The 19,390-nt window shown below is 69.4% G+C and carries 18 protein-coding genes; 5 read left to right on the top strand and 13 right to left on the bottom strand.

Annotated elements, in window-relative coordinates; genetic code table 11:
• Nucleotides 1–2 precede the first annotated feature (2 nt).
• The 5 genes from FHP25_RS06700 to FHP25_RS06680 form a co-directional block, all read right to left on the bottom strand.
• On the bottom strand, nucleotides 3–740 hold the full coding sequence (locus FHP25_RS06700) for an ABC transporter ATP-binding protein (protein ID WP_231712222.1): 738 nt from the start codon (nucleotides 738–740) through the stop codon (nucleotides 3–5).
• 33 nt (nucleotides 741–773) lie between these two features.
• Entirely contained in the window at nucleotides 774–1,766 is a 993-nt protein-coding gene (locus FHP25_RS06695; RefSeq protein WP_147846120.1) for an ABC transporter substrate-binding protein, read from the bottom strand.
• A gap of 67 nt (nucleotides 1,767–1,833) precedes the next feature.
• Nucleotides 1,834–2,610, bottom strand: coding sequence for an ABC transporter permease (locus FHP25_RS06690; RefSeq protein WP_147846119.1), 777 nt, complete (start codon nucleotides 2,608–2,610; stop codon nucleotides 1,834–1,836).
• Nucleotides 2,610–3,368 carry an aspartate/glutamate racemase family protein gene (locus FHP25_RS06685; RefSeq protein ID WP_218578232.1) on the bottom strand — a complete coding sequence of 253 codons (759 nt, stop codon included), beginning with the start codon at nucleotides 3,366–3,368 and terminating at the stop codon, nucleotides 2,610–2,612. Before FHP25_RS06685 ends, FHP25_RS06690 begins: the two co-directional genes overlap by 1 nt.
• A gap of 165 nt (nucleotides 3,369–3,533) precedes the next feature.
• A complete protein-coding gene (locus FHP25_RS06680; protein ID WP_147846118.1) occupies nucleotides 3,534–4,706 on the bottom strand; it encodes a M24 family metallopeptidase in 1,173 nt (390 codons plus the stop codon).
• A gap of 99 nt (nucleotides 4,707–4,805) precedes the next feature.
• Here FHP25_RS06680 and FHP25_RS06675 point away from each other — a divergent pair, with 99 nt between their 5' ends.
• The 4 genes from FHP25_RS06675 to FHP25_RS06660 all read left to right on the top strand — a co-directional run bounded on the left by FHP25_RS06675 (nucleotide 4,806) and on the right by FHP25_RS06660 (nucleotide 9,407).
• On the top strand, nucleotides 4,806–5,741 hold the full coding sequence (locus tag FHP25_RS06675) for a LysR family transcriptional regulator (RefSeq protein WP_147846117.1): 936 nt from the start codon (nucleotides 4,806–4,808) through the stop codon (nucleotides 5,739–5,741).
• A gap of 56 nt (nucleotides 5,742–5,797) precedes the next feature.
• Nucleotides 5,798–6,349, top strand: coding sequence for an Lrp/AsnC family transcriptional regulator (locus FHP25_RS06670; protein ID WP_231712221.1), 552 nt, complete (start codon nucleotides 5,798–5,800; stop codon nucleotides 6,347–6,349).
• Between the two features lie 146 nt (nucleotides 6,350–6,495).
• Nucleotides 6,496–8,007: an NAD-dependent succinate-semialdehyde dehydrogenase gene (locus FHP25_RS06665; protein ID WP_147846115.1), complete on the top strand. Its 1,512-nt coding sequence runs from the start codon at nucleotides 6,496–6,498 to the stop codon at nucleotides 8,005–8,007.
• Nucleotides 8,008–8,018: 11 nt separating this feature from the next.
• Nucleotides 8,019–9,407, top strand: coding sequence for an aspartate aminotransferase family protein (locus tag FHP25_RS06660; protein WP_147846114.1), 1,389 nt, complete (start codon nucleotides 8,019–8,021; stop codon nucleotides 9,405–9,407).
• Nucleotides 9,408–9,512: 105 nt separating this feature from the next.
• Here FHP25_RS06660 and FHP25_RS06655 read toward each other — a convergent pair whose 3' ends face one another.
• From FHP25_RS06655 to FHP25_RS06620, 8 genes are all read right to left on the bottom strand, one after another.
• Nucleotides 9,513–10,355: a phytanoyl-CoA dioxygenase family protein gene (locus FHP25_RS06655; RefSeq protein ID WP_147846113.1), complete on the bottom strand. Its 843-nt coding sequence runs from the start codon at nucleotides 10,353–10,355 to the stop codon at nucleotides 9,513–9,515.
• Between the two features lie 22 nt (nucleotides 10,356–10,377).
• Nucleotides 10,378–11,157: an SDR family oxidoreductase gene (locus tag FHP25_RS06650; protein ID WP_147846112.1), complete on the bottom strand. Its 780-nt coding sequence runs from the start codon at nucleotides 11,155–11,157 to the stop codon at nucleotides 10,378–10,380.
• 17 nt (nucleotides 11,158–11,174) lie between these two features.
• Nucleotides 11,175–12,002 carry an ABC transporter permease gene (locus tag FHP25_RS06645; RefSeq protein WP_147846111.1) on the bottom strand — a complete coding sequence of 276 codons (828 nt, stop codon included), beginning with the start codon at nucleotides 12,000–12,002 and terminating at the stop codon, nucleotides 11,175–11,177.
• A gap of 28 nt (nucleotides 12,003–12,030) precedes the next feature.
• The gene (locus FHP25_RS06640; protein WP_147846110.1) at nucleotides 12,031–12,807 is read right to left on the bottom strand and encodes an ABC transporter ATP-binding protein; all 777 of its coding nucleotides are present in this window, start codon (nucleotides 12,805–12,807) and stop codon (nucleotides 12,031–12,033) included.
• Between the two features lie 210 nt (nucleotides 12,808–13,017).
• A complete protein-coding gene (locus FHP25_RS06635) occupies nucleotides 13,018–14,133 on the bottom strand; it encodes an ABC transporter substrate-binding protein (protein ID WP_147846109.1) in 1,116 nt (371 codons plus the stop codon).
• Between the two features lie 17 nt (nucleotides 14,134–14,150).
• A complete protein-coding gene (locus FHP25_RS06630) occupies nucleotides 14,151–15,257 on the bottom strand; it encodes an FAD-dependent oxidoreductase (protein WP_178133339.1) in 1,107 nt (368 codons plus the stop codon).
• Between the two features lie 128 nt (nucleotides 15,258–15,385).
• Nucleotides 15,386–16,753, bottom strand: coding sequence for a metal-dependent hydrolase family protein (locus FHP25_RS06625; RefSeq protein ID WP_231712220.1), 1,368 nt, complete (start codon nucleotides 16,751–16,753; stop codon nucleotides 15,386–15,388).
• A gap of 23 nt (nucleotides 16,754–16,776) precedes the next feature.
• Nucleotides 16,777–17,706 (bottom strand): dihydrodipicolinate synthase family protein, encoded by a 930-nt coding sequence (locus tag FHP25_RS06620; RefSeq protein WP_218578231.1) that lies wholly within the window; start codon nucleotides 17,704–17,706, stop codon nucleotides 16,777–16,779.
• 178 nt (nucleotides 17,707–17,884) lie between these two features.
• Here FHP25_RS06620 and FHP25_RS06615 point away from each other — a divergent pair, with 178 nt between their 5' ends.
• Entirely contained in the window at nucleotides 17,885–19,381 is a 1,497-nt protein-coding gene (locus tag FHP25_RS06615) for an N-acyl-D-amino-acid deacylase family protein (RefSeq protein ID WP_147846105.1), read from the top strand.
• Nucleotides 19,382–19,390: the final 9 nt, after the last annotated feature.

Here is a 19,390-nt window from a genome sequence, read left to right as displayed (position 1 = left end):
GGCTACTCCACAAACCCTGATGCGTTCATCAGCATCCGGATGCGCTCGCAGGCCTCATGGAAGGCCGCATCGCGCAGGGCCGAGAAGTCGCGCGGCCGCGGCAGCTTGACCTCGATGATCTCGCGGATGCGGCCGGGCCGCGGCGTCATCACCACGACGCGGTCGGCCAGCATCACCGCCTCGGTGATGCTGTGGGTGATCAGCAGCACGGTCTTGCCGGTCTCGAGCCAGATGCGCTGCAGCTCCAGGTTCATCTGCTCGCGCGTGAGCGCATCCAGCGCGCCGAACGGCTCGTCCATCAGCAGCAGCGACGGGTCGGTCACCAGCGCCCGGCACAGGGCCACGCGCTGCTGCATGCCGCCCGACAGCTCGTACGGCCGGCGGCGCTCGAAGCCGCGCAGCCCGACCAGCTCGAGCAGGTCCTGGATGCGCTGCGCGGCATCGCCGCTGCGCTGGATCACCAGCGGCAGCTGCACGTTCTGCTCGACGGTGCGCCACGGCAGCAGCACCGGCGTCTGGAACACGATGCCGATGCCCGGGCTGGGCTCGACGACCGGCTTGCCGCCGATCTCGATGCGGCCGGACGTGGGCGGCGCCAGGCCGCCGACCAGCCGCAGCAATGTCGACTTGCCGCAGCCCGAGGCGCCCACGATGGCGACGAACTCGCCGGCGGCGACCTCCAGGTCGACGTCCTGCAGCGCCTGGACGCCGGCCGTGCCGCTGCCGAACGTCTTGGACACGCCGCTTATCGTGATCGGCTGCGCCATGGCGCGCTAGGCCTCGACGAACCGGTTCGTGTACAGCTTGCCCGGCTCCACCGCCTTGGGCAGGCCGCCGTACTTCACGAGCAGCTCCTGCGTGATGCGCCAGTCGTCCTCGACCATCACGCCCAGCGGCTTGCCCTTGGTGGCATGCGTCTCGAGCGACGGGAAGGTGAGCTCGAGCTGGCGCTGCAGCACGTTCTTGTTGCGCGCCTGATGCGGCAGGCGCTTGATCAGCAGGTCGATGGCCTTGTCCGGATTGGCCTTGGCCGCGTTGAAGGCGTCCAGCGAGACGCGCACGAAGGCCTTGGCGGCGTCGCCGTTCTTCTGCAGCCAGTTGGCATTGGCCACCAGGCCGTTGTTCATCATCTCGACGCCGAAATCGCTGAACAGGAAATAGTGCAGCTTGGCCCCCTGCTCCTCGAGCTGCGCGATCTGGACGTTGACGTTGGCCGGGATCGCATCGGCGCGGCGTTGCAGGAACACCGCGTTCTTGGCGCCGGTGGCCGGGTTCAGGACGTTGACCTTGCCGGCATCGACGCTGGCGCGCTGCAGCAGCGCCGGCATCATCTGGCCGGTGCTCTCCGACGGCGCGTAGGCGATGACCTTGCCTTCCAGGTCCTTGGGCGCGCGCACGGCGGCATCGGCGTGGCTGATGATGCACATCACGTTGGAGATCACGCGCCCGATCGCCATCAGCGGGATGCCCTGCTCGACCGCGCGGATGGTGCTGGTGAAGTCCACGAAGCCGATCGGGTCGTTGCCCTGCCCCACGATCTTGGCCACCGTGGCCGAGCCCTGGCCTTCGCCGATGCTGACATCCAGGCCCGCCTTCTCGAACAGCTTCTCCTCCAGCGCCAGGTAGAACGGCGCATGCGAGCCGTAGATCGACCAATCGAGCCGGAAGCTGATCGGCGTCGCGGCCCTGGCCGGGCTGATGAACGGCATCGCCAGCGCGGCTGTCCCGGCACCGACGACGAGGCCGCGCCGTGTGAGCTGTGTCATGACCTTCTCCCTGTTGCTGTATCGCTGTTGCCGGAAGGCCGACCACGGCGGTGGTCGGCCTTCGTGTTCACGCTGTCGGGTTCTGCAGGCGGATGGTGCTGTGCCAGGGGATGACGAGGCGCTCGACCAGCTCGACGGCGTAGTAGAGCACCACGCCGATGACCATCAGCGCCACCAGCACCGCAAACAGCAGGCCGGTATCGAGGTTGGCGTTGGCCTGCAGCAGCAGGTAGCCGAGGCCGGCATTGGCCCCGACCCACTCGGCGATCACCGCGCCCACGACCGAGAAGGCGACCGAGACCTTCATGCCGGCGAAGATGTTGGGCAGCGCCAGCGGCAGCCGGAAATGCCAGAAGGTCTGCAGCGTGCTGGCGCGCACGGCGCGGGCCAGCTCGATCATCTCGCGCTCGATGCTGCGCAGGCCGACGATGGTGGACACCAGCACCGGGAAGAAGGCCACCAGGAAGGTGACGACGAGCTTGGGCCCCAGTCCCAGGCCGAACCAGACCACGACCAGGGGCGCCAGCGCCACCTTGGGGAAGGTCTGGCTCAGGATCAGCCACGGCATCACGGCCCGTTCCAGCGTCTTGGAGGCGACCAGCACGATCGCCAGCGGCACGCCGATCACGATCGACAGCACGAAGCCGCCCAGCGTGATTCCGGTCGTGATCCAGCTGTGGTGCAGCAGGAACCAGAAATCTTCCCGGATGCGCTCGATGACATCGCCCGGCAGCGGCAGCAGGTAGGCCGGCACGTGGAACAGCTTGACGGCCGCGTACCAGATCACGACCAGCGCCACCAGCGTGGCGATGGGGTACAGCATGGTGCCCAGGCGCCGCATCATCACAGCAGGCCCGCGAACGGCGTGCGGGCGCAGGCGCTGTGGGCCAGCGACACCAGATGCGTGAAATCGAACACCGGCAGGCCCACCGCTTCCTGGATCGCCGCCGCATAGGGCGGCAGCAGCGAGCATTCCAGCAGGATGGCGCCGGTGTCCGGCGCCGCCGCGACCAGGCGCCGTGCGACATCGACCGCCTCCGCCTCGGCGGCGTCGAGGTCGAGCGAGGAACGGTCCTGCCAGGCGGTGGCGGCGAACTCCGGGCAGCCTTCCATGCCGATGACGTGGATGGTGGCGGGATCGATGCCGACCGCGCGCAGGTGCCGCGCGGAGAGGCTTGCCGCCTCGGCCGTGACCACGCCGACCCGGCGCGTCGGGCGCAACGTGGCGGCGACGAACGGGACCAGCATCAGGGAGGAGGCGAAGACCGGCACCGACACGGCTTCCAGCAAGTGCCGCTGCAGCAGCGCCGCGAAACCGCACGACGTGGTGATCGCGCGGCATCCCTGGTCCTCGAGGTGGCGCGCGCCGGCCAGCCAGGGCTCGATCGCGTCCAGGAACGCCGGGCTGTCGGGGTCCAGCGCCCCGACATCGCGCACCATGCGGCTGCCCGAGAAGCCCCGCACCACATGGTGCATCACCGGGAACGGGAAGGTCGCGGCATTGCCGATCGCGCCCGGCGGCCGCGGGAAGCGGCCCTCGATCATCAGGATGCCGACCCGATGACCGTAAAGGTTCTGTCCTCCCTGCAGCAGGCGCGGCACGGCGTGTCCCTTCAATGCCTGACTAGAGAGTGGGGGATCGCTTCATGGTGAGCCTGTCGAACCATGAAGCGCCGCACCACAGTCCATGCGACGCCTTCATGGTTCGACAAGCTCACCATGAAGGCTGCGGAGAGTTGTGAAGCACGAGGCATCCGTAGTCGCTCCTCAACCCTTGGCCATGATGGTGCGCGGGAACGAGGCGAAGCACTCGGCACCCTTGTCCGTGACCGCGAAGGTCTCGGAGATCACCAGCCCGTACTGCTCCAGCCAGATCGCCGGGATGCAGTGGAACGTCATGTTGGGCTCCAGCACCGTGCGGTCGCCGGCGCGGAGGCTGGCCGTCAGCTCGCCCCAGGTCGGCGGAAAGCCGATGCCCACGGGATAGCCGATGCGGCTGTCCTTCTCGATGCCGTAGCGCGCGATCACGGCCTTCCAGACCGCCGCCAGCTCCTCGCAGACGACGCCGGGGCGGACCTTGTCGAGCACGGCGTTCAGCCCCTCGGCGATCACCTTGCCGATGAACTCGATGCGCTCGCTGGGCTTGCCCAGGTAGATGCAGCGCGACAGCGGCGAGTGGTAGCGGTGCCGGATGCCGCCCAGCTCGATGTAGAACAGGTCGTCCTCGACCAGCGGCGCATCGCTCCAGGAGAGGTGTGGCGCGGAGCAGATCTCGCCCACCATGGCGTTGGGCGGCTTGCACGGGAACGTGCCGCCGAAGCCCGGCAGGCCGGCCGTGGTCACGCGGTAGACCTCGGCCATCACGTCACACTGGCGCACGCCGGGCTCGGCGGTGTCGAACGCCGCCTGCTGCGCGGCCGCCGCGATCTGGCCGGCCTGGCGCATGTAGTCGAGCTCGCGTTCCGACTTCACCATCCGGCACCGGTTGACCAGCAGGAAGGCGTCGACGAACTCGCAGTTGGCCAGGTTCTTGCGCAGGATCGCATCCCACTTCGCTGTGTAGTAGTAGTCGTCGGTCTCGACGCCGACGCGGCCGCGATCCCAGCCACGCCGTTGCAATTCCTCGGCCACGAACTGCATGGGGTGCAGATCGGCCGAGCCGACATAGTGGTCGGGGTACGGGATCACGTTCTTGTCGGCCAGGAAGGCGGTGAACTTCGCGCCGACCGCATCCATCTTGCGGCCGATCCAGATCGGCTCCTCCTGCTGCAGGCTGACCGCAACCATCTGCGGCGTGTAGAACGACCAGCCGTCATAGCCGGTCAGCCAGAACTGGTTCGCCGGCGAGGCGATCAGCAGGATGTCGAGGCCCTGCTGCGTCATCGCCGCCTTCACCCGCGCGACCCGCGCCAGATACTCCGCCTTCTCGAACAGCAGCATGGTTTGCCTTTTCCAGCTCGCACTTGGATGCGGCAAAACTTGCGTGCGCTAACCATTCTGTCTAATGACTTTTGATGCGGACTTGATAACCAATTTGTCATGAAGCGGCTCAATCTGCGCCTGCTCGAGGTTTTCCGGGTCGTCTTCGAGACCCGCAACATCACCGCCGCGGCCAACCGGCTGGGCGTGACGCAGCCGGCCGTCAGCAAGGCGCTGGCCGAGTTCGAGCAGGATGTCGGCCTGTCGCTGTTCGGCCGGCAGCGGCGGCGGCTGGTGCCGACCCAGGACGCGGCGCGGCTCTACGACGAGGCGGGGCGGCTCTTCGCCCATGTCTCGGTGTTCCGCGACCGCGTCGATGACCTGCGCTCGGGCGAGGCCGGGCAGCTGTCGATCGCGGCGATTCCGACCTTGGCCGCCTCGCTGGTGGTGCAGACCGCAATGGGCCTGCAGCAGAAGCTGCCGAACTTGACCTTCAAGGTGGTGACCGGATCGCGCGCCGAGGTGATCGACGCCACGATCCATCACAGCGTCGATCTGGGCCTGGTGCATGCGCCGGTGACCGACCGCGACCTGCGCATCGAGATCATCGGCGAAAGCGAGATCGTCGCCGTCGTGCCGCCCGGCCACGCGCTTGCCGGCTACGAGTTCGTGACCCCGCGCGACCTCGATGGTCAGCCGCTGATCAGCCTCGATCCGGCAACGCCCGCCAGCCACCTGGTGCGCGAATGCTTCGAGGCGGCGGGCGTGGCCATGCACGTGGTGATGGAGGCCAACAGCTCGACCGTGGCCTATGCCGCCGCCAATGCCGGGCGCTGCATCGCCCTGATCGACCCCTGGCCCAGCGGCGTGTCCGGCGACCAGGGCTGCACCCTGGTGCGCTTCCGGCCCAAGGTGCCGCAGCGGGTGGCGCTGCTGCGCTCGGCGTTCCGCCCCTCGTCGCGGCTGGCCGAGCTGATCGTCGAGGCGCTGCGCCTGCAGCTTATCAGGGCGGCCGGCAACATCCCGTTCGTGAAGGGCATGGCCAGCAGCACGTAGTCGCCGGGCGCGGCGACATGGTTGCCCGGCGCCGCGACATGCGGCAGTGGTCTTCCATGCGTAGCACCCGAGCGCCACGACAACGCAGCCCCGGCAGGGCCGGCACAGCCATGCTGTCGCTCGACCGGATCGACATCCGGATCCTCTCGATCCTGCAGCGCGAGGGCCGCATCAGCAAGAGCGCGCTGGCCGAGCGGGTCGGCCTCTCGCCCAGCGCCTGCGTCGATCGCATCAGCCGGCTTGAGCGCGCCAAGGTGATCGCCTCGTATCACGCGCATGTCGACCTGCGGGCGCTGTTCGATGTCCAGACGTTCTTCATGACGGTGACGCTGCGCTCGCATCGCGCCAGCGACTTCGCCGCCTTCGAGGCCTATGTCCAGAAGGTGCCGCAGATCATCGAGTGCTATGCCCTGGGCGGCGGCATCGACTACCTGCTGAAGGTGATGTGCCAGAACGTCGACAGCTACCAGGCATTGGTCGAGCGGCTGCTGGAGGCCCAGCCCGGGGTCGACCGGTACTTCACCTACATCATGACCAAGGCCATCAAGGCCGCGCCGCAGCCGCCGGTCGACGTGCTCGTCGAAATGCCGGGAGCGCGCCGGCCGTAGCAGCCCCGTCCGCCCGTCATCCCTCGCTGCGCTCGGGATGACGGTTTTGACGGACACCGGATTTCCGACGCCCGGAAGGCGTCCTCGCCGCAAACCCATCGGCGCGGCCGGGGGCATTCCGGCGCTCCTGCGGCGCATGGCCGCCTATGGTGGCGGCCGTGACACACGCAGCGCCACGCCCGATCGATTCGCACCCCGCCCTGGCCCGGCTGAGCGACCTCAGCCTGCTGCGCGCGCGGTCCTATGTCGACGGGCAGTGGACCGGCGGCAGCGCCAGCGACAGCATGATCGTGGTCGTCGATCCAGCCACCGGCAGCCCCGTCGCGCGCGTCGCCGCTGGCGGCGTGCACGACGTCGACCGCGCCATCACCGCCGCCGTCCGCGCCCAGGCCGATTGGCGGGCACTGCTGCCGCAGGCGCGGGCGGCGCGCCTGCGCGGCTGGCATGCCCATATCGTGGCGGCGGCCCAGGACCTGGCGCTGATCATCACCCTGGAGCAGGGCAAGCCGATGGCCGAAGCGCGCGGCGAGGTCGCCTATGCGGCATCGTTCGTCGAATGGTTCGCCGAGGAAAGTCGCCGGGTCGGTGCCGAGGCCGTCGCCAGCCACCTGCCCGGTGCCGAGATGATGGTGCGGCGCGAGCCGCTGGGCGTGGTCGGGCTGGTGACGCCGTGGAACTTCCCGTCGGCGATGCTGACCCGCAAGGCGGCCGCCGCGCTCGCAGCGGGCTGCACGGTGGTGGCGCACCCCTCCTCCCATACGCCGCTGTCGGCCCTGGCGCTGGCCGAGCTGGCGGCACGCGCCGGCTTCCCTGCCGGCGTCCTCAACGTGGTGCCCGGCCCGTCCGAGGCCATCGTCAACCGCCTGTGCGACGATACGCGCGTGCGCGGGCTGAGCTTCACGGGGTCGACCGAAATCGGCCGCCTGATCGCGGCGCGCTGCGCGCCGACGATGAAGCGGCTGGTCATGGAACTGGGCGGGCATGCGCCGCTGATCGTCTTCGCCGACGCCGACCTCGAGCGTGCCGTCGACATCGCCATCGGCGCCAAGTTCGCCACCTCGGGCCAGGACTGCCTGGCCGCGAACCGCCTCTATGTCGAGCGGCCGCTATACGCGGCCTTCTGCGCCGCCTTCGCGGCGCGCGCGGCCCGGCTCAAGGTCGGCGCCGGGCTGGATCACGGCAGCGAGATCGGGCCGCTGATACACGAGCGCGCCGTCGCGAAGGTCGAGCAGCACGTGCGCGACGCCGTCGCGCGTGGCGCACGCTGCCTGTCCGGCGGCGCGGGCTCGCCGCTGGGGCCGCTATTCTACGCGCCGACCGTGCTGGCCGACGTGCCCGACGATGCCTTGATCATGCGCGAGGAGACCTTCGGCCCGGTCGCGGCGCTGGCGCCCTTCGACAGCGAGGACGAGGTGGTGGCCCGCGCCAACGTCACCGAATACGGGCTTGCGGCCTATGTCGTCACGCGCGACGGCAGCCGCGGCCTGCGCCTTAGCCGCAGGCTGGAATACGGCATGATCGCCGTGAACCGCGTGCGCATCACCGGCGCGCCGATCCCGTTCGGCGGCGTCAAGCAATCCGGGCTGGGCCGCGAGGGCGCGCGTCACGGCCTGGAGGCCTTCACCGACCTGAAATACGTCTGCCTGGACACTGAATGAGGATCGAACCGATGCCTGCCCGCGACAACGAGCTCACCGCCTGGGACCGCGACCATTTCTTCCATCCCTCGACGCACATGGCCGCGCACGCGCGCGGCGAGACGCCCAACCGGATCGTGACCGGCGGCGAGGGCGTCTACATCGTCGACCGCGATGGGCGGCGCAGCCTCGATGCCTTCGCCGGCCTGTATTGTGTCAATGTCGGCTATGGCCGGCAGGAGATCGCCGATGCGATCGCGGCGCAGGCACGGGCGCTGGCCTACTATCACGCCTATGCCGGGCACGGCAGCGAGGCCTCGATCCGCCTGGCCAAGATGATCGTCGATCGCGCGCCGGCCGGCATGTCGCGGGTGTTCTTCGGCCTGTCGGGCTCGGACGCCAACGAGACCAACATCAAGCTGGTCTGGTACTACAACAACGTCCTCGGCCGGCCGCAGAAGAAGAAGATCATCTCGCGCTGGCGCGGCTATCACGGCTCCGGCCTGATGACCGGCAGCCTCACCGGCCTGGAGCTGTTCCACAAGGCCTTCGACCTGCCACTATCGCCGGTGCTGCATACCGAGGCGCCGTATTTCTTCCGCCGCGCCGATCGCAGCCTCGATGAGGCCGGCTTCGCGCAGTTCTGCGCCGACCAGCTGGACGCCCTGATCCAGCGCGAAGGACCGGACACGGTCGCGGCCTTCATCGGCGAGCCCGTGCTGGGCACCGGCGGCATCGTGCCGCCGCCGGCCGGCTACTGGGAAAAGATCCAGGCGGTGCTGAAGAAGCACGACGTGCTGCTGATCGCCGACGAGGTCGTCACCGGCTTCGGCCGCCTGGGCTCGATGTTCGGCGCCCAGCACTACGCGATGGCGCCCGACCTGATCACCATCGCCAAGGGCCTGACCTCGGCCTACGCGCCGCTCTCCGGCGTCATCGTGTCGGACAAGGTCTGGCGCGTGCTGGAGCAGGGTTCGGACGCGCTCGGCGCCATCGGGCATGGCTGGACGTATTCCTCGCACCCGATCTGCGCCGCAGCCGGCGTCGCCAATCTCGAGCTCGTCGACCAGCTCGGCCTGGTGGAGAACGCACGCAGCGTCGGCGCCTATTTCCGCGACAGCCTCGCCCAGGCGCTGGCGGACCACCCGCTGGTGGGCGAGGTGCGCGGCGAAGGCCTGCTGGCCGCGGTCGAGCTCGTGGCCGACAAGGCCGACCGGGTGTTCTTCGACCCTGCCCTGAAGGTCGGGCCACGCCTGTCGGCGGCCATGCTGGAACGCGGCGTGATCGCGCGCGCCATGCCCCACGGCGACATCCTGGGCTTCGCGCCGCCGCTCTGCCTCACGCGCGCCGAGGCCGACCTGATCATCGACGCCACAGCCAAGGCGGTGGCGAGCGTCGCCGCCGAGCTGAAGAGCGCCTAGCATCCCCGTCATCCCGAGCGCAGCGAGGGATCTCCTGCGGAAAGACGCACGGTGCGCCGTTCGCAGGAGATCCCTCGCTGCGCTCGGGATGACAGTCGTGTCGTGTCACTCGACCATTGCCGATGCGAGGGCGGCGGCAGGATGGCGCCGCCACACGACGGGGAACAGGTCGCAATCCATGGCATCGCCGTGCTTCAGGCCGGGATCGCGGATCGGCTTGGTGACGCGCGGATGCTGGCGATAGACGATGTCGTCGCCCAGCCAGCGCGTCGAGAGCGCGCGCCGGCGGCGGCCGCCATCCTGGTTGCCCGGCGAGCCGTGCACGGCAAGGCCGTGGAAGGCGATGCAATCGCCCGCCGCCATGTCCCAGCGCAGGATATCATAGGCGGCACGGTCCGCGTCGATGTCGGGGATCGGCTCGAGCTCATCGGAATAGGTCTGGGTGAACTTGAAGTCCGGGGCCTGGAACTGACGGTTCCAGCGGTGCGAGCCGCGGATGAACTCCAGCGGTCCGTTGGCGCTGCCGACATCGTCCAGCGCCAGCCATATGGAGCACGTCTGGTCGCCGCTCACGCACCAATAGGGCAGGTCCTGATGCCACGGCGTCGGCGCTTCCGCGCCGGGCTCCTTCACCAGCAGGTGATCGTAGAAGAAGTTCACCTTGGCGCTCTGCATCAGGGCGCCGGCGATCGCGGCCGCGGGCGAGCCGAAGACGAAGTCGCGAAACCCCGGATCATAGGTCCACATGTAGCGGTCGCCGTGGAACGTGCCCTTGTGGTCGGCGCGGCCGTAGCGCGTGCCCAGCGGACCCGGCGCCGCGATGTTGCGCTCCACCGCCGCGCGCAACGGCTCGATCCAGGCCGCGAACAGCCCGCGCAGGCATACGGCGCCGTCGGCCGCATAGCGCTCGACGTCGGCGACGGAGATGGTGGCGATTTCGCCCGTCATGGGTCCCTCCTGATGCTCGTTGCTAGAACGTCCCGGGATAGGCGCCGCCGTCGATCAGCCAGTTCTGGCCGGTGATGTAGCCGGCGTGGGCGCTGCACAGGAAGGCGCAGGCGGCGCCGAACTCGTCGACGCGGCCGAAGCGGCCGGCGGGGATCGTCGCCAGGCGCTCCTGCTGGGCGGCCTCGACGGAGATGCCGCGCTGCGCCGCCACCGCGCTGTAGGTGCTGTTCAGCCGGTCGGTGGCGAAGGCGCCAGGCAGCAGGTTGTTGATGGTGACGTTGTGGCGCACGGTCTTGCGCGACAGGCCGGCGACGAAGCCGGTGAGCCCAGCGCGCGCGCCGTTGGAGAGGCCGAGGTGATCGATCGGCGCCTTCACCGCCCCCGACGTGATGTTGACGATGCGGCCGAAGCCGCGCGCCATCATGCCATCGACCGTGGCGCGGATCAGCTCGATCGGCGCCAGCATGTTGGCGTCCAGCGCCTTGATCCAGTCAGCGCGTTCCCAGGTCCGGAAATCCCCCGTCGGCGGACCGCCGGCATTGGTCACCAGCATGTCCGGCGCCGGGCATGCCTGCAGCGCCGCGGCCCGGCCTTCGGGCATGGCAATGTCGCCCACCACCGCCGTCACCTCGGCGCCGGTGGCGCGCCGGATCTCGTCCGCCGCCGCCGCCAGCGCGTCGGCGCCGCGGGCCGTGATCACCAGCGACACGCCGGCCTGCGCCAGCGCCATCGCGCAGCTTCTGCCCAGGCCCTTGCTGGCGGCGCAGACCAGCGCCCGCCGCCCCTTGATTCCGAGATCCACGCTTGCTGCTCCGTTGCTCAGGCAAACCCGTAGCGGCGCACCACCAGCCGCTCGGCCGCGGCCACCGCGCCGAACAGGGCGAGGCCGACGACGCAGAGCACGAAGATCGCCGCCAGGATCAGCGCCGTGTCCGCCTGCGAGGAGGCGAAGATGATGATGTAGCCCAGTCCTTTCTGGGCCGAGATGAACTCGCCCACGATCACGCCGATGATCGCGAACGTGACCGCGATCTTCATGCCGCTGAAGATGTAGGGCACGGCATAGGGCAGGCGCACCGACGTGAAGATCTGCCAGCCCGTGGCGGTGAGCGCCTTGCACAGGCGCAGCATGTCGGGCGGCGTGTTGCGCAGGCCGGCTTCGGTCGCGATCACGATCGGAAAGAAGCTGATGAACACCGCGAAGGCCAGCCGCGACTGCATCTCGATGCCCAGCCAGACCACGAACAGCGGCGCCAGCGCGATCTTGGGGATGAGCTGGAAGACCACCACCGTCGGATAGACCGCGGCCGAGAACAGCCGCGAGTAGGTCAGCAGGATGGCGAGCCCGACGCCCAGCAGCGAGGCCAGCACGAAGCCCAGCGCCGACTCCAGAGTGGTCGGCACCGCATGCTCCAGCAGCAGCGGCAGCACCTCCCACAGCCGCTGGCCGACCTGGCTGGGCGCCGGCAGCAGCGCCGGCGGGATCTCGTAGTGGCGGACCACGATCTCCCACACCAGCAGCAAGCCGGCCGCCGTCAGGACCGGCAATATGATCCGTTCCGGGAACAGCAGGAGCATCGGCCGCCATCTCTCCATCGCCATGCGCGGCACGCGCCCGCCGGCTCCGTCCATCGTGTCCGCGCTCATGCCGGTCCTCTCGTCCGCGTCGTGTCGATCATGCCGCCCGGTCCCGGCGGTGGCCGGCCTCGATATGCTCGCGCAAGGTCCGGCAGATGGCGTTGAACTCCAGCGTCTCGCCCAGGTCGCGGCCGCGCGGGCGCGCGAACGGGATGCGGATGTCGCAGACCACCGTCGAGGGCCGCCGGGTCATCACCAGGACGCGGTCCGACAGCACGACCGCCTCGCGGATGCTGTGCGTGATGAAGACGCCGGTCTTGTGGTAGCGCTGCCAGATCTCCAGCAGGGCCATGTTCATGTCGTCACGGGTGATGGCGTCGAGCGCGCTGAACGGCTCGTCCATCAGCAGCAGGTGCGGATCGTGGATCAGCGCCCGGCAGATCGCCACGCGCTGGCGCATGCCGCCCGAGAGCTGCGCCGGCTTGTGGGCGTGGAAGTCGCCGAGCCCGACCATGTCCAGCAGCTCGCGCGCCTTCTGGCGGTGCGTCGCCAGGTCGCCCTTCATGATGCGGATGGGGAACAGCACGTTGTCGAGCACCGACAACCAGGGCAGCAGCGTCGCATCCTGGAAGATCAGGCCGACATCGCGCCGCGGACTGGTGACCGTGCGGCCGTCGATCGTGATCGCGCCTGCCGTGGTCGCCTCCAGCCCCGCCAGCATCATCAGCAGGGTCGACTTGCCGCAGCCGCTGGGCCCCAGGATGGACACGAACTCGCCGGCCTCGACGGCGAAGCTGACATTGCTGACGGCCTCGACCGGCCCTTGCCGCCCGCCGTAGATCTTGAAGACGCGATCGACGGAAATATACGACATCGCCTGGCTCCCGGATCTTCCCTTCTCCCCGCGCAGGCGGGGAGAAGGTGCCCCGAAGGGGCGGATGAGGGGCTTCGCGACCGCGCGAAGCGAGAAGATGACCGACGACAGCACACCGATTCGCACTGCTCGTTTCGTTTGAGCGCCGCGAAGCCCCTCATCCGGCGCTTCGCGCCAACTTCTCCCCGCCTGCGCGGGGAGAAGAGATCCCTAGCTCAGCAGCTTGGGGAACTCGCTGGTCTTGCGCTTGACCGTCTCCCACTGCGCCGGGGACAGGCGGATGGCGCCGACGAACTTGTTGGTGAACAGCGCCTGCTCGTCGGGCCGCTTGGCCTTGCCCTTGTCGACGGCGTAGTCCATCACCAGGTCGACCATGCCCTTGATCTTCGCCATGTCGGTGTAGCCCAGGCTGTTGTCCTGCGCCTCGGGCCGCACCACCGACGCCAGCATGAAGCCCTGCCCCAGGCGCGCGAACTCGCGCCCGCCCTGGGTCAGGGCCAGCTCCGGCACCTTGCGCATGAAGATGTCGAGCGCCGCGTCGGGGTCCTGCAGCGAGAAGGCCAGCCCCTCCAGCAGCGCTTCGGTCATCCCCTGGCACAGGGCCGCATCCTTCTGCAGCACGTCGGGCCGCGTGACGATGTTGTTGGAGTAGAAGTTCAGGCCGAAGTCGCTCCACAGCATGGCACGCGGCTCGACGCCGATGGCCTTGGCGAGGGCATAGGAGGTGCTGGTGACGCAGATCGCGGCTTCGACCTGCTTCTCGACCAGCATGCGCTCCAGTACCCGCGAATCGGCTTGGATGTAGTTGACCTTGGCGAGATCGATGCCGGCGAGCTTGGCGAAGGCAGGCCAGAACGGCGTCTCGACCGAGGTCAGCACGCCGCCGACCTTCCTGCCCTCGAGGTCCTTGGGCTTGCGGATAGGCGATTCCGGCCGCACCAGGATGCCCATGTAGGCGTCGTAGTTGGTCGTGCCCAGCGCCACCAGCGGCAGGCCGTTGGCGGCGCCCACGATGGTGGCGCCGGTCGACACCAGACCGAACTCGAACTGGCCGCCGCCGATCGACTGCGCCGCCGCCAGCGAGCCGTAGCCGCGGCTGATCTCGACGTTCAGGCCGCGCTTCTTGAAGTAGCCCTGGTCCTGGGCGATGTACGAATAGGCCGTGGCGCCCTGCGCCAGCCACGGCAGCGTGAACTTCACGGTGCGCGGCGTCTGCGCGAAGACCCGCGCCGGCAGCGCCGCCGCCGCGGTAACCCCGGCGCCTGCCTGCAGCAGTCGCCGCCGTCCCAGTCCGGCCCGATCGGCCTTCGATGTCGACCCCGTCATGGTTGTCTCCCTGTTGTTCACAGATGCATCTGCGGTGGCGTGCCTGTCGGGATGTGGCGCGCGGCGCGGAAGCAGTCGTCCTCCCACGGCATGCCGTCGGCCAGCGCGCGCGATCCCGCCAGATGGGCGGCGCGCGACTGCGTGTGGTCGGTCAGCGGCCGCTCCCGCGCCTCCCAGCGCCGCAGCGCCGCGTCGATATCGTCGGCGTCGCTCACAGCCACCGCCAGGCTGAGCGCGTTCATCATGGCGCAGCCGGCGCCCTGCGCCAGGGTCGGCGGCATGGCGTGGGCGGCATCGCCGATCAGCGCCGTGCGGCCGGCCGACCAGCGCTTGAGCGTCGTGGTCTCGTAGAGGTCGTAGCGGCCGCGATCGCCGATCGCCGACAGCGCCGGCGCCAGCTGCGGGAAGGAACGGATCCAGACCTCGGCGTTGACCGGGATGGAAGACGCCTCGCGGTCGGCGGTCGGCGCCATCATGGCCATGTAGAGGTCATCCTCGCCGCAGGGTGTGTAGAGGATGCGCAGCGGGCGCGGGCTGAAGCTCCAGAAGTCGATGACGTCGTCCCAGACGCCGCCCTTCAGCGTCGCGCGCCCCACCAGCACGCGGATGATGCCGTCCTGGTACTTGTTGCGCGCATCGATCAGACCCAGCGAATCGCGCACCGCCGAGCGCACGCCGTCGGCGCCGATCACGAGGTCGGCCGGCATCGATCGTCCGTCGGCCAGGTGCAGCACGCCTTCCGGCGCCGCGCCCGTGGCGGCCGACGACGTGATGATCTCGATGTCCATGCGCCGCGCCGCCGCCAGGATGGCGGCATAGAGATGCTGGCGCGTCATGGTCAGCAGGCGGAAGCGGTTGGCACCGTTGATGCGCTCGTAGGCCAGGCGCTCGCCATCGCGGCTGGTGTGGTAGCCCGGCGCGGCATAGGCGCCCGCCACGACGTCGTCATAGGCGCCGATGGCCTTGAGCACGCGCAGGCCGTTCTCCCAGATGAAGATGCCGGCGCCGAAGGCGCGCAGCTCGGCATCGGCCTCGTGCACGCGCACGCTCCAGCCGCGCTGGCGCAACGCGATCGCCGCCGTCAGCCCGGCGAACCCCGCTCCCGCGATCTCCGCGTGCCTCACTGCTTCCTCCTCCGCGTCCCAGCGTCCAACCCCCGCTTCATGGTGAGCTTGTCGAACCATGAAGCGACCGTGCCGACTGCCGTGCGTAGCCTTCATGGTTCGACAAGCTCACCATGAAGGCCTGTGACCTACTCCGCCGCGGCCAGATGGCCGCCCAGCAGGCGCAGCTCCTTGACCCGCGCCTGGGTGTAGAGGTCGCTCCAGTTCACCCACGAGCGGTCGGTGACCAGAAGCGGGTCGTACTCGCGGTCGGCGAACTGGGTGCGCTGGCCACCGATATGGACGTGCCGGATGCGGCTCTTGTCCTGCAGGATCGCGATGTTCTTCAGCGGCGAGCCGTCGACCGCGATGAAGTCGGCCAGCCGGCCCGCTTCCAGCACACCCACCCGCTCGCCGCGGGCGAGGAAGCCCGCCGTCACCGCCGTGGCGCAGCGCAGCGCCTCGGCCGGCGTGAAGCCGAGGTCGCGCACGAAGATCTCCAGCTCGCGCGCATGCCACTCGCCGTAAGGCGTCACGGCGAAGCCCGAATCGGTGCCGGTCATCATCGGCACGCCCGCCTTGCGCGCCTTCTGCAGGTTGGCGCAGGCGATCTCGTACTCGCGGCGCGTGCTCTCGATCCGGCCCTTGGTCGCGGCGCGCTCATGCGGTTGCGTGAAGTCGATGATGTTGCGCGGGAATGTCATCGTCGGCCCGATGGCGCTGCCCGACTTGAGCATCGCGTCCAGGCATTCGTCGTCGAGATAGTAGGCGTGGAAGATGAGGTCGACGCCGGCGCGCGCGGAATAGAGCGTGGCCTCGCGGCCGCGGGCATGCACCACCACCTTCCTGCCCAGGCGATGCGCCTCCTCGACCATCACCGTGGTCTCGTCCTGGTTGAAGGCCGCCACCAGCTCGCCGTTGGGCCGGGTCTGGAAGCCGTCCATCGCGATCTTGATGCAGTCGACACCGTTCTTGACCTGGACGCGGATCTCCTCGATCGCCTCGTCGCGGCTGGCGACCAGGCGGCCGATCGAGGTGTCGGGCGCGCCGATCCAGCTCGGATACCAGTCCGTCAGCCCCTGCCGGGTGGTGAGGTAGCGGCCGGCGGCGGTCACCCGCGGCCCATCGAACAGGCCGGCGGCGATCGAATCGCGCACCGACAGGCTGATTTGCCCGGCATCGCCGGGCGCGCAGATCGAGGTGTAGCCCGCCGCCACTACGCGCTGCGCGAAGAAGAGCGCGCGCAGCGCCCGGAACTCCATGGGCTGGTAGAGGTCGATGTCCTCTTCCGTCTTGGCGTTGCCGTAGGCCAGGTGCGTGTGCACGTCGATCAGGCCGGGCATCACGAACAGCTTCGAATAGTCGAGCACGCTGTCCTGCGCTGTCGCTGCCGGCGCCGCGGCGCTGGGCCCGGCATAGGTGATGATGCCGTCGGCGCCGAAGCTGAGCGTATAATCCTCGCTCGCCTGCTCGCCCTGTCCCGAGAAGAAGCTGCCGCAGCGGACGTGAGTGGCCATGGTCATACCTCCGAAGAGCGATGTCAGGCGGCGCGGCCCAGCGTTCCCGCCGGGTGCGCCAGCAGCTCGGCCATGATCGCCTCGAGCTCGGCGACGCGATCGGCGGCCAGGTCCGTCAACGGCGCACGCACATGCCCGCCGTTCCAACTGCGGATGCGCATGGCCGCCTTCACCGTCTGCGGCTGCCCCGTGGCGCGCGCGAAAGCACGGTAGCGGTACCACGAGCGCTGCAGCGCGCCGGCCCGCGCGGCATCGCCTGACGCCAGCGCCGTGTACACTTGGCGGATCAGCTCGGGCAGGGCGCAGCTGTTGGTGCTGCTGACGCCGTCGAACCCCGCCACTACCGGTCCCAGCATCTGCAGGTCCGAGGCGCAGAACAGGCGGATCCGGCCGCCGACGCGTCCGACCAGCTCGTCGACGACGGTCGGCGCCAGCTCGCCCTGCTTCAGGCCGACGATGCCCGGGATGTCGGCCAGGCGCGCGATCAGGCCCGGCGCGAGCGTGATGCCGATGCCGGGCGCGTTGTAGATCACCACCGCCGGAAGCTGGGCGCAGAGCGTACGGAAGAACGCCTCGACCTGCGCCTCCGTCACTTCCGACACATAAGGCGGCATCACCATCGGGATGCCGCCCAGCCCGACCGCCAGCGCGCTGAGCTCGGCCGCGACGCGCGTGTCGGCGGCGGCGCTGCACAGCAGGACCGGAACGCGGTCGGCGACGACACCCATGGCGGCGCGGAACAGGCTCGCGCGCTCGTCCGCCGTCATCGTCGCGAACTCGCCGTAGGTGCCGCCGATCAGCACGCCGTCATAGCCGGCGGCGATCGCGCGTTCGATCGCCTGCGCCAGACCGGTCCGGTCGAGGCCGCCATCGGCGGCGAACGGCGTGACGGTGATGTTGAACAGTCCCTTGAGGCGTTCCGCGGCCGCCTCGCGCGTCACTTTGCCCACCACGCTCCCCATCCTCTCTCGCCGAGGCGCCGCCCCGGTCCATCAAACCCCTATCCACTCAAGGAATGCCTATGGTATACCACTGGCATACACAGCTCGCAAGCCGACAGCACCAGGATTTTCAAGCCCGCTGCAATCTCCTGGTCGCGTTGAATGGATCACAGGAAGAAACGCAATCTCCATGCCAAAGGACGCCACCACCTCCTCGTCTGTCGTCACGCAGTGCGACCTGCTGCTGCGCGATGCCCAGGTGATCGACGGCAGCGGCCGGCCCGCGACGCGCGCCGACATCGCCGTGCGCGGCAACCGGATCGTCGCGATGGGCAGGCTGGACGCGGCCGACGCCGCGTGCGCGATCGACGCCAGCGCCTACGTGGCGGCGCCCGGCTTCATCGACGTGCACACCCATGATGACCGCGCCCTGCTCAGCGACGGCGCGATGGCGGCCAAGACGAGCCAGGGCGTGACCACGGTCGTTACAGGCAATTGCGGCGTGTCGCTGGCGCCGGTGATGCCGCAGGCCGCCCTGCCCATGACCTTCGACCTGCTGGGCGGGCGCGACTGGTTCCGCTTTGCCGACGTCAATGCCTATTTCGCGTCGGTCGAGGCCGATCCGCCGGCGGTCAATGCGCTCTGCCTGGTGGGCCACTCGACCCTGCGCCTGGCCGAGATGCCGGCGCTCGACCGCGCCGCCCAGCCGGCGGAGATCGCGGCGATGCAGGCGCGGCTGGCGCACGCCATGCGGGCCGGCGCCGTGGGCATCAGCACCGGCCTCTACTATCCCACCAGCCGGGCGGCGCCGACCGAGGAGGTGATCGCGCTCGCCAAGGTGGCCGGCAGCGAGGGCGGCATCTACGCCACCCACATGCGTGACGAGTCCGACGGCGTCGAGGACTCGATCGAGGAGACGCTGCGCATCGGGCGCGAGGGCGACGTGCCCGTCCTGATCTCGCATCACAAGGTGATCGGGCCGCAGAATTTCGGGCGCTCGATCAAGACGCTGGCCCGCATCGAGCAGGCAATGCGCACGCAGCGCGTGGCGCTGGACGTCTATCCCTATGTCGCCGGCTCGACGGTGCTGGATCCGCAGCGCTGCGACGGCCGCATGCGCGTGCTGATCACCTGGTCCAGGCCGCATCCGGAGGTGGCTGGGCAGGATATCGCCGACATCGCGCGCGCCTGGGGGTGCCCGCCAGTCGAGGCCGCCGAGCGTCTGCTGCCGGCGGGGGCGATCTACTTCATGCTCGACGAGGACGACGTGCGGCGCATCCTCGCCTTCCCGCACACCATGATCGGGTCGGACGGCCTGCCGCATGACCATCATCCGCATCCGCGGCTGTGGGGCACGTTCCCGCGGGTGCTGGGGCACTATGCGCGCCAGCTCGGCCTGCTGACATTGGAGGAGGCGGTGCGGCGGATGACGAGCCTGCCGGCGCAGTTCCTCGGGCTTGACGATCGCGGCCGGCTGGCGCCCGGCGCCTACGCCGACATCGTGCTGTTCGATCCGGCGCGCATCATCGATCGCGCCACGTTCGACCTGCCCACGGCGCCCAGCGACGGTATCGCGGTCGTGATCGTGAACGGCGCGATCGTGTGGCAAGACGGCCAGCCGACGGTCGCGCGCCCGGGCCGCGTCCTGCGCCGCACGGCCAGGATCCGGCCGCCGGCCGCCGGCTGACGCCGTGCG

The organism is Vineibacter terrae (assembly GCF_008039615.1).
Lineage (GTDB): Bacteria > Pseudomonadota > Alphaproteobacteria > Reyranellales > Reyranellaceae > Vineibacter > Vineibacter terrae.
This window is presented reverse-complemented; position numbering and strand designations above follow the sequence as displayed.

Bases quoted from the DNA above. Each gene is read 5' to 3' on its own strand.
- FHP25_RS06675 (WP_147846117.1), top strand. From the start codon at position 4,806: ATGAAGCGGCTCAATCTGCGCCTGCTCGAGGTTTTCCGGGTCGTCTTC.
- FHP25_RS06665 (WP_147846115.1), top strand. From the start codon at position 6,496: ATGGTGGCGGCCGTGACACACGCAGCGCCACGCCCGATCGATTCGCAC.
- FHP25_RS06615 (WP_147846105.1), top strand. From the start codon at position 17,885: ATGCCAAAGGACGCCACCACCTCCTCGTCTGTCGTCACGCAGTGCGAC.
- FHP25_RS06680 (WP_147846118.1), bottom strand. From the start codon at position 4,706: ATGCTGCTGTTCGAGAAGGCGGAGTATCTGGCGCGGGTCGCGCGGGTG.
- FHP25_RS06690 (WP_147846119.1), bottom strand. From the start codon at position 2,610: ATGATGCGGCGCCTGGGCACCATGCTGTACCCCATCGCCACGCTGGTG.
- FHP25_RS06625 (WP_231712220.1), bottom strand. From the start codon at position 16,753: ATGGCCACTCACGTCCGCTGCGGCAGCTTCTTCTCGGGACAGGGCGAG.
- FHP25_RS06645 (WP_147846111.1), bottom strand. From the start codon at position 12,002: ATGAGCGCGGACACGATGGACGGAGCCGGCGGGCGCGTGCCGCGCATG.
- FHP25_RS06660 (WP_147846114.1), top strand. From the start codon at position 8,019: ATGCCTGCCCGCGACAACGAGCTCACCGCCTGGGACCGCGACCATTTC.
- FHP25_RS06635 (WP_147846109.1), bottom strand. From the start codon at position 14,133: ATGACGGGGTCGACATCGAAGGCCGATCGGGCCGGACTGGGACGGCGG.
- FHP25_RS06640 (WP_147846110.1), bottom strand. From the start codon at position 12,807: ATGTCGTATATTTCCGTCGATCGCGTCTTCAAGATCTACGGCGGGCGG.
- FHP25_RS06655 (WP_147846113.1), bottom strand. From the start codon at position 10,355: ATGACGGGCGAAATCGCCACCATCTCCGTCGCCGACGTCGAGCGCTAT.
- FHP25_RS06670 (WP_231712221.1), top strand. From the start codon at position 5,798: ATGCGTAGCACCCGAGCGCCACGACAACGCAGCCCCGGCAGGGCCGGC.
- FHP25_RS06695 (WP_147846120.1), bottom strand. From the start codon at position 1,766: ATGACACAGCTCACACGGCGCGGCCTCGTCGTCGGTGCCGGGACAGCC.